Source organism: Nonomuraea sp. NPDC001684, assembly GCF_053596515.1.
The window spans coordinates 1-8,809 of the sequence record NZ_JBSFGJ010000391.1; the positions used below are offsets into that span (position 1 = coordinate 1).

General features: G+C 68.9%; 8 protein-coding genes and 1 pseudogene. 8 read left to right on the plus strand and 1 reads right to left on the minus strand.

All coding sequences use genetic code 11. The features are described from left to right. Nucleotides 1-94: pseudogene (locus ACWCSD_RS40845) on the minus strand (AAA family ATPase); the annotation flags it as partial. A 136-nt stretch (nt 95-230) separates the two neighbouring features. On the opposite strand from ACWCSD_RS40845, the gene ACWCSD_RS40850 reads away from it, so the two are divergent. The 8 genes from ACWCSD_RS40850 to ACWCSD_RS40885 all read left to right on the plus strand — a co-directional run. Further along, the gene (locus ACWCSD_RS40850; protein WP_449922942.1) at nt 231-1,664 is read left to right on the plus strand and encodes a gamma-aminobutyraldehyde dehydrogenase; all 1,434 of its coding nucleotides are present in this window, start codon (nt 231-233) and stop codon (nt 1,662-1,664) included. A gap of 15 nt (nt 1,665-1,679) precedes the next feature. Then, the gene (locus tag ACWCSD_RS40855) at nt 1,680-2,747 is read left to right on the plus strand and encodes an ABC transporter ATP-binding protein (RefSeq protein ID WP_358283813.1); all 1,068 of its coding nucleotides are present in this window, start codon (nt 1,680-1,682) and stop codon (nt 2,745-2,747) included. Between the two features lie 48 nt (nt 2,748-2,795). Next, on the plus strand, nt 2,796-3,989 hold the full coding sequence (locus ACWCSD_RS40860) for a polyamine ABC transporter substrate-binding protein (protein WP_449922946.1): 1,194 nt from the start codon (nt 2,796-2,798) through the stop codon (nt 3,987-3,989). 2 nt (nt 3,990-3,991) lie between these two features. Then, on the plus strand, nt 3,992-4,843 hold the full coding sequence (locus ACWCSD_RS40865; RefSeq protein ID WP_358283817.1) for an ABC transporter permease: 852 nt from the start codon (nt 3,992-3,994) through the stop codon (nt 4,841-4,843). A gap of 14 nt (nt 4,844-4,857) precedes the next feature. Continuing rightward, the gene (locus ACWCSD_RS40870) at nt 4,858-5,652 is read left to right on the plus strand and encodes an ABC transporter permease (protein WP_358283819.1); all 795 of its coding nucleotides are present in this window, start codon (nt 4,858-4,860) and stop codon (nt 5,650-5,652) included. Nucleotides 5,653-5,828: 176 nt separating this feature from the next. Further along, nucleotides 5,829-7,223: an NAD(P)/FAD-dependent oxidoreductase gene (locus tag ACWCSD_RS40875; protein WP_358283821.1), complete on the plus strand. Its 1,395-nt coding sequence runs from the start codon at nt 5,829-5,831 to the stop codon at nt 7,221-7,223. Between the two features lie 60 nt (nt 7,224-7,283). Further along, entirely contained in the window at nt 7,284-8,177 is an 894-nt protein-coding gene (locus ACWCSD_RS40880; protein WP_449922951.1) for an alpha/beta hydrolase, read from the plus strand. A gap of 39 nt (nt 8,178-8,216) precedes the next feature. Continuing rightward, nucleotides 8,217-8,809: quinone oxidoreductase family protein (locus ACWCSD_RS40885; protein ID WP_449922954.1), on the plus strand; the 593-nt coding region annotated here is incomplete at its 3' end.

Consider the following 8,809-nt stretch of genomic DNA (forward strand, 5'->3'; position numbering starts at 1 on the left):
CGATGGACCGCGCCAGAGCCTTGGCGAGCATCGTCTTGCCGACCCCCGGCACGTCCTCGATCAAAAGGTGGCCCTCGGCGAGCAGGACGGTCAGCTATGTTGTCAGTTCTTGGCGGTGTGTCAAGCGAATTCGTAGCAATTTGATATCTTCACCACGAAATCCCTTGTCCAGATGCATCTGCTCTGTAAGAGTCGCGGCATCTCAGCCACCTCAACGAGGAGGTCGTGCATTGACCACCCGTCTGCAGAACTTCATCAACGGTGAGTTCGTGGACGCCCAGAGCGGCCGGTTCTCCGACATCATCGACCCTTGCACGGGAGAGGCCTACCTTCAGGCCCCGATCTCCGGCGTCGAGGACGTCGACGCGGCCTACGCCGCGGCGGCCGTCGCGTTCGAGTCGTGGGGTCGGACCACCCCCGGTGAGCGGGCGAACCTGCTGCTCAAGGTCGCCGACGCGATCGACGCCCGGGCCGACGAGATCAACGAGGCCGAGTGCCTCAACACCGGCAAGCCGCGCGCCCGCATGGCCGAGGACGAGACGCCGGTAGCGGCCGACCACTTCCGCTTCTTCGCCGGCGCCGCGCGCACCCTGGAGGGGCCCACGGCCGGGGAGTTCCTCGCCGAGCACACCAGCGTCATCAGGCACGAGCCCATCGGCGTCGTCGGCCAGGTCACCCCCTGGAACTACCCGATGATGATGGCCGTGTGGAAGATCGCCCCGGCGCTGGCCGCCGGGAACACGATCGTCCTCAAGCCGTCGGACACCACCCCGGCCTCCACGCTCAAGCTGGCCGAGATCGTCGGCTCGGTGCTGCCGCCCGGCGTCTTCAACGTCGTCACCGGCGACCGCGAGACCGGCGCGCTCGTCGTGGGCCACCCGACCGCCGCCATGGTGGCGATCACCGGGTCCGTCGGCGCGGGCATGGCGGTCGCCAAGAGCGCCGCCGACGACCTCAAGCGGGTGCACCTGGAGCTCGGCGGCAAGGCGCCGGTCGTGGTCTTCGAGGACGTCAAGGACCTCGCCAAGGCCGCCGCCGACATCGCCACCGCCGGTCTCTACAACGCCGGCCAGGACTGCACCGCGGCCTGCCGCGTGCTCGTCCAGGAGAGCGTGCACGACGAGTTCGTGGCCGCGCTGACCGAGGCCGCCGCCGCGACCGTGACCGGCGACCTGGGCAACGAGGAAGCGCTCTACGGCCCGCTCAACAACGAGAACCAGCTCGCCAGGGTCCAGGGCTTCATCGACCGGGTCCCCGGCCACGCCAAGGTGCTCACCGGCGGCAACCGCGTCGGCGACAAGGGCTATTTCTTCGCCCCGACCGTCGTGGACGGCCTGCGCCAGGACGACGAGATGGTGCAGAACGAGGTCTTCGGCCCCGTCATCACCGTCCAGACGTTCACCGACGAGGCCGACGCGCTGGCCAAGGCCAACGACGTCAAGTACGGCCTGTCCAGCTCGGTGTGGACCTCCGACCACGGCCGCGCCATGCGCATGTCGAACCGCCTCGACTTCGGCGTGGTCTGGGTCAACACGCACATCCCGTTCGTCTCGGAGATGCCGCACGGCGGCTTCAAGCACTCCGGGTACGGCAAGGACCTGTCGGTGTTCGGTCTGCACGACTACACCAGGGTCAAGCACGTCATGCACTACATCGGCGAATAAGGACGAGCCCTGGACATGACCGAGCTATCCGCGATTCAGCTTGAGGACGTCGTCAAGGAGTACCTCTCGCACGGCGAGGTCGTCCAGGCGGTCAAGGGTGTGTCGCTGGACATCGCCGAGGGGGAGTTCTTCTCCCTCCTCGGCCCGTCCGGATGCGGCAAGACCACGACCATGAGGATGATCGCCGGCTTCGAGGAGCCCACCAAAGGGCTCGTGAGGCTGCACGGCAAGGACGTCACCGACGTCCCGCCGAACAAGCGCGACGTCAACATGGTCTTCCAGTCCTACGCCCTGTTCCCGCACATGAGCGTGTGGGACAACGTGGCGTTCGGCCTGAAGCAGCGCAAGACGCCGCCGGAGGAGATCCGGCGGCGGGTCGGCGAGATGCTGGAGATCGTCGACCTGACCGGCCGGGAGAAGCGCCGGCCGCGCGAGATGTCCGGCGGCCAGCAGCAGCGCGTGGCGCTGGCCCGCGCGCTGGTCAACCGGCCGCGGGCGCTGCTGCTCGACGAGCCCCTCGGCGCGCTCGACCTCAAGCTGCGCCAGGCCATGCAGATCGAGCTCAAGCGCATCCAGCGCGAGGTCGGCATCACGTTCGTGTACGTGACGCACGACCAGAACGAGGCTCTGACCATGAGCGACAGGATCGCCGTGATGAACGACGGGCTGGTCGAGCAACTGGCGAGCCCGCGGGAGATCTACGAACGGCCGGCCACCGCGTTCGTGGCGGGGTTCATCGGCACCTCCAACCTGATCACCGGGACGGTGACCGGCGGGGTGCTGGCGATCGGCGGCGGCCGGGTGCTGGTGCCGGGCCACGAGGGCGACGTGACGGTGACCGTCCGCCCCGAGAAGATCACGATCTGCGCGGACGAGCCGGGGCCCGGGCTGAGCGCCGTCCCCGGGACCGTCACGGAGATGGTCTACCTGGGCACCTCCAACAGCTACGCGGTGCAGCTCGCCGACGGAGCCGAGATGACCGTGTTCGAGCAGAACGCGCATGACGCGACGGCGACTGCGGAGCGGGGCGACTCCGTGTGGCTGTCGTGGGAGGCGCAGCACTCTTATGTGATTGGAAGTTGATAGCACCCCATGAACCCCCGCCAGATCACCCCCGCCCTCCTGAGGGGCATGACCCAGCCCCGCACCCGCCGCGACTTCTTCCGTGTCACCGGCCTGTCCGCCGCCGGCCTCGCGCTCGCCGCCTGTGGCGTGCAGGGCCAGAAGGCCGCCCCTCCGAAGGCCGACGCCGTCCAGGACTACTGGTCCAAGCAGAGCAAGCACGGCAAGCTCGTCTTCGCCAACTGGCCCGAGTACATGCCCGAGGACCAGGCCCCGCTGAAGAAGTTCACCCAGACCACCGGGATCTCCGTGGAGTACAAGGAGGTCATCCAGGAGAACGCGGAGTTCTTCGGCAAGGCCGACCCCGTGCTCCGCGCCGGCCAGTCGCTCGGCTACGACATCATCGTGATGACCAACGGCGTGCAGCTCCAGCACATGGTCGAGCTCGGCTACATCGTGCCGCTCGACCACAGCCGGATGCCGAACTTCCTGGCCAACGCCGGTGACAAGTACAAGGAACGCGCCTACGACCCGGGCAACCAGTACACGATGCCCTACACCTCGGGCGTGACCGGCATCGCGTACAACACCAAGTACGTCAAGGACGACATCACCAGCATCGAGGCCCTGTTCGACCCCAAGTACAAGGGCCGGGTCGGGATGATGGCCGACGCGCAGGAGATCGGCAACTTCGCGATGTTCGCGCTGGGCGTCGATCCGGAGAAGTCGACCGAGGCCGACTGGAAGAAGGCCGGGGAGAAGCTCAAGCAGCAGCGCGACGCGGGAATCGTCCGGAAATACTACGACCAGAGCTACATCGACGCGGTCTCCAAGGGCGACGTCTGGCTGAGCATGGCCTGGTCGGGCGACATTTTCCAGCGGCAGCTCGCCGGCGAGCCGGTCAAGTTCGTGGTGCCGGCGGAGGGCGGCACGATCTGGACCGACAACATGCTCATCCCCAAGGGCGCGGCCAACCCCGTGGACGCGCTCACCCTCATGGACTACCTGTACCAGCCCGCGGTGGCCGCCGACCTGGATGAGTTCATCCAGTTCGTCACCCCGGTCCCGGCCGTGCAGGACCTCCTGCGCGAGAAGGCCAAGACGGCCAAGGGCGAGGACAAGAAGGCCCTGGAGGACATGGTGGACAGCCCGCTCATGTTCCCCTCGGAGGCCGACTACGCCAAGCTGCGCACCTACACCACGCTGACCACCCAGCAGGAGCAGGTGTTCAACTCCATCTTCCAGTCGATCACCCAGGCATAGCCATGAAACGGCTCACCCCCTACCTGCTCGCCCTGCCGAGCTGGCTGTGGCTGGCGATCTTCCTGGTCGTGCCCATGGTGGCGATGGCGTCGGTCTCGCTCCAGACGGGCAACGCCATCGACGGCTACGCGATGACGTTCAGCTTCTCCAACTACGCCGACGCGCTCGGCAGGTACAGCGACCAGCTGCTGCGCTCGCTCCTGTATGGCGGCCTGGCCACGGTGGCCATGCTGGTGATCGGGTACCCGGTGGCGTACTGGATCGCCTTCAAGGGCGGCAGCCGCAAGTCGGTGTACCTGTTCCTGCTGCTGCTGCCGTTCTTCGTGTCGTTCGTGCTGCGGACGATCTCGTGGAACTTCCTGCTGGCCGACAACGGCATCCTGTTCGGGACGCTGAAGGGCTGGGGGCTGCTGCCGGAGGGCTTCCACGTGCTGGCCACGACCGTGGCCGTGGTGGGCGGGCTCACCTACAACTTCCTGCCGTTCATGATCCTGCCGATCTACGTGGCCCTGGAGCGGGTGGACCCGCGGGTGGTGGAGGCGGCCCAGGACCTGTACGCCACCCGCGCCGGGGCCTTCCGCCGGGTGGTGCTGCCGCTGTCGCTGCCCGGCGTCTTCGCCGGCGTGCTGATGACGTTCGTGCCCGCGACGGCCGACCCGGTCAACGCGCAGATCCTCGGCGGCACGGCCAACACCATGATCGGCAACATCATCCAGACCGAGTACCTGACCAACCTCGACTACCCGACCGCCTCGGCGCTGTCGTTCACGCTGATGGCGATCCTGCTGGTGGGCATCTTCGTCTACGCCCGCGCGCTCGGCACCGAGAACGTCCTGGAGGCGGCGGCGCGATGAGCGGTGAGCGAGCAATGAGCAGGGGCACGCGGGGCAGGTTCGGCGACCGCCTGCTGCACGTCTACACCTGGCTGATCATCCTGTGGCTGTCGTCGCCGATCGCCGTCATGATCCTGTTCGGCTTCAACGACAAGAAGAGCAAGTCGAACACGAGCTGGCAGGGCTTCACCCTCAAGTGGTACGGCGAGCTCTTCGAGATCTCCGACCTGACCACGGCGCTGCGCAACTCCATCGTGATCGCCCTGGTCAGCACCGTCATCACGGTCGTCATCGGGACGATGCTGGGACTGGCCGTCGGCCGGCACCGCTTCCGCGGCCTCAGCGCCACGAACTTCCTGGTCTTCGCCGCCATCTCCACGCCGGAGCTGGTGATGGGGGCCTCGCTGCTGTCGCTGTTCGTCTCGGGCAACGTGCCGCGCGACGGCAACACGATCATCGTCGCGCACGTGCTGTTCTCGCTCTCCTTCGTCGTGGTGACGGTCAGGGCGCGGGTCATCACGCTCGACCCGTCGCTGGAGGAGGCGGCCAAGGACCTCGGCGCGACCGCCTGGGGCACGTTCCGGCAGGTGACGCTGCCCTCGATCATGCCGGGCGTGCTCGCGGGCGCGATGCTCTCCTTCGCGCTGTCGATCGACGACTACGTGGTGACGAGCTTCGTCAACGGCTCGACCGTCACCTTCCCCCTGTGGATCGTGGGTGCGGTGAAGACCGGCATTCCGCCGCAGGTCAACGTGATGGGTACGCTCATCTTCGGGATCGGTGTGCTGATCGCCGTGGCGAACGCCGTGGCCGCCAGACGCCGCGCCTAGGATCTGCTCCAACAGGCTTTCCCCCCGCGATCCGGCGGGGGGATTGGTGTATTCCGACCAAGAACAGGGAGGCGAGATCGGATTTCGGCGGGGGGAACCCGCGCGTGATCACATCATGCTTTTGGATCCCGCAATCAACAAAGAACAACTAAGACTTTCGTAGGGAAGTGGGATTTGTGGATCCGCTGAAGGCGCTGGCTGACGCGGAGCGCAAGCCGTACTGGCTGGACAGCCCGGCCAGACCCGAGCCGCGCGCGCGGCTCATCGGAAACACCGACGCCGACCTGGTCGTCGTCGGCGGAGGCTTCTCGGGGCTCTGGACGGCCCTGATGGCCAAGGAACGTGACCCTTCGCTGGACGTGGTCCTGCTCGAAGGGCGCAGGATCGGCTGGGCGGCGACCGGCCGCAACGGCGGGTTCTGCATGGCGACCCTCACCCATGGCCTGGCCAACGGCCTGGAACGGTGGCCGGAGGACATCGGCCGCCTGGAACGCATGGGCGTGGACAACCTCGACGAGATCGAGCGCACGCTGGAGCGGCACGGCATCGACTGCTCCTTCGAGCGCACCGGAGAGCTGCACGTGGCCACCGAGCCGTGGCAGCTCGACTCGCTGGGCGAACACCTGGACCTGATCTCCGAGCTCGGCCTCGACTACGTGCCGATGGACGAGCGGCAGGTGCGGGCCGAGGTCAACTCGCCGACCTACCTGGGCGGCCTGTGGGAACGCAGCGGCTGCGCCATGCTGGACCCGGCGCGGCTGGCCTGGGGGTTGCGCGAGGCGTGCCTGCGGCTCGGCGTACGGGTCTTCGAGCGCAGCCCGGTGCGTTCGCTGCGCGACGACGGCACGACGATCACCCTCCGCACCCCGTACGGGTCGGTCGTGGGCCGCCGGGTGGCGCTGGGCACGGGGGTCTTCCCGCCCCTGCTGCGCAGGCTCAAGCACTTCGTCGTCCCGGTGTACGACTACGCCCTGATGACCGAGCCGCTGAGCGCGGCCCAGCTCGCCGAGGTGGGCTGGCACAACCGGCAGGGCGTCGGCGACTCGGGCAACCAGTTCCACTACTACCGGCTCACCGACGACAACCGCATCCTGTGGGGCGGCTACGACGCGGTCTACTACAACGGCGGCCTGGTCAAGCCGGAGTACGAGCAGCGCGACGAGACGTTCGTCAAGCTGGCCGAGCACTTCGCCACCACGTTCCCGCAGCTCTCCCAGGTGCGCTTCACGCACCGCTGGGGCGGCGTGATCGACACCTGCAGCCGCTTCAGCGCCTTCTACGGCACGGCGCACGGCGGTCGGCTGGCCTACGCCGTGGGCTACACCGGCATGGGCGTCGGGGCCACCAGGTTCGGCGCGAACGTGATGCTCGACCTGCTGTCGGGGGAGGCCACCGAGCGGACCGAGCTGCGGATGGTCAAGGAGAAACCGGTGCCGTTCCCGCCCGAGCCGGTCCGGTCGGGGGTGATCCAGTTCACCCGGTGGTCGATCGCCCAGGCCGACCAGCATCAGGGCAAGCGCAACCTGTGGCTGCGCACGCTCGACAGGATGGGCCTCGGGTTCGACTCCTGATCCGGTGTTCCGAGGGGGCGCCGGGCCCGTCCGCGGCGGGCCTGGCGCACACTTGTCACCATGAAAGTCGAGTTCGCCGCCGACGGCGTGCGCCTGACCGGTGACCTGCGGACGCCCGAGGGCACGGGCCCCTGGCCGGGGCTGGTGCTCACCGGGCCGTTCACCGGGGTGCGCGACCAGGTCACCGGCCTGTACGCCGAACGGCTGGCCCGGCGCGGCTACGTGACGCTGTCCTTCGACCACCGCAACTGGGGCGAGTCCGGCGGCGAGCCGCGCGGGCACGAGGATCCGCAGGGCAAGCTGGCCGACCTGCGGGCGGCGGTGTCTCTGCTGAGGTCGCGCCCCGAGGTGGACGGCGACCTGATCGGCGCGGTCGGCATCTGCCTGGGCGCCGGGTACGCGCTGAGGTTCGCCGCCTTCGACCCGCGCGTACGGGCGTTCGCGGGCATCGCCGGGGCCTACAACAACCCGTACACGATGCGGTCCGGCATGGACTACCAGGCGGCGCTGGCCGGGTTCGCCGGCGTGCTGGAGCGGCAGGACCGGGGCGGCCCGGTCGAGTACCTGCCCGCCGTGGCCGAGGAGGGCGAGGCCGCGATGCCGGGCGACGAGCCGTTCGCCTACTACGGCACCGAGCGCGGGGCCTCCGCCTCCTGGCGGAACGCGGTGACCCGGGCCGGGCTGCGCGAGCTGATCACCATGGACAACATGATGGGCGCCGACTTCCTGTCGCCGAAGCCCGCCCTGCTCGTGCACGGCGTGATCGACAGGTTCTGCCCGCCGGAGGGGGCCGAGGAGGCGTTCAGGCGGCTCGACCAGCCCAAGAGGCTCGTCTGGGTGGACGCCAAGCAGCATATCGACCTCTACGACCGCGAGCCGTACGTGTCGCAGGCCGTGGACGCCACCGCGGACTTCCTCGCCGAGCACCTCCGGCCGGGAGGCTCCGGAGCCTGACGTCTACGCTGGGGGGTATCGCGCGGAATGGGGGGATTCATGCGTGCCATCCAGTTCACCCGCTTCGGCGGTCCGGAGGTGCTCGAAGAGGCCGAGGTGCCCGACCCGGTCGTGGGGCCGGGCCAGGTGCTGGTCGACGTCGAGGCCGCGGGGCTGAACTTCGCCGACGTGCGGCAGATCTCCGGCCACTACTCCGCCCCCGACCGCCTGCCGCACATCCCCGGCAGCGAGGTCGTCGGGCTCGATCCCCGGGGGCGGCGGGTGATGGGCTTCACCGCCAACGGCTACGCCTCCAGGGCCGTCCTGGACGAGGGCGACGTCGTGGTCGTGCCCGGCTCGCTGCGGGCCGGGGAGGCGCTGGCGCTGCTCGTCCAGGGGCTCACCGCCTGGCACCTGCTGCGCTCGTCGGCGCGGCTCAGGGAGGGCGAGAGCGTGGTCGTCCACTCCGGCGCGGGCGGCGTCGGCAGCCTGGCCGTGCAGCTCGCCAAGGTGTTCGGGGCCGGACGCGTGATCGCCACCGCCTCCAGCGAGGACAAACGCTCGCTCGCCCTCGACCTCGGCGCGGACGCCGCCGTGGACGGCGCGGCCGACGGGTACGCCGAGCGCGTCATCGAGGCCAACGGCGACCGGCC

Excerpts from the sequence above, each read along its gene's own strand:
- ACWCSD_RS40855 (WP_358283813.1), top strand. The coding sequence starts at position 1,680 with ATGACCGAGCTATCCGCGATTCAGCTTGAGGACGTCGTCAAGGAGTAC.
- ACWCSD_RS40860 (WP_449922946.1), top strand. The coding sequence starts at position 2,796 with ATGACCCAGCCCCGCACCCGCCGCGACTTCTTCCGTGTCACCGGCCTG.
- ACWCSD_RS40865 (WP_358283817.1), top strand. The coding sequence starts at position 3,992 with ATGAAACGGCTCACCCCCTACCTGCTCGCCCTGCCGAGCTGGCTGTGG.
- ACWCSD_RS40870 (WP_358283819.1), top strand. The coding sequence starts at position 4,858 with ATGAGCAGGGGCACGCGGGGCAGGTTCGGCGACCGCCTGCTGCACGTC.
- ACWCSD_RS40880 (WP_449922951.1), top strand. The coding sequence starts at position 7,284 with ATGAAAGTCGAGTTCGCCGCCGACGGCGTGCGCCTGACCGGTGACCTG.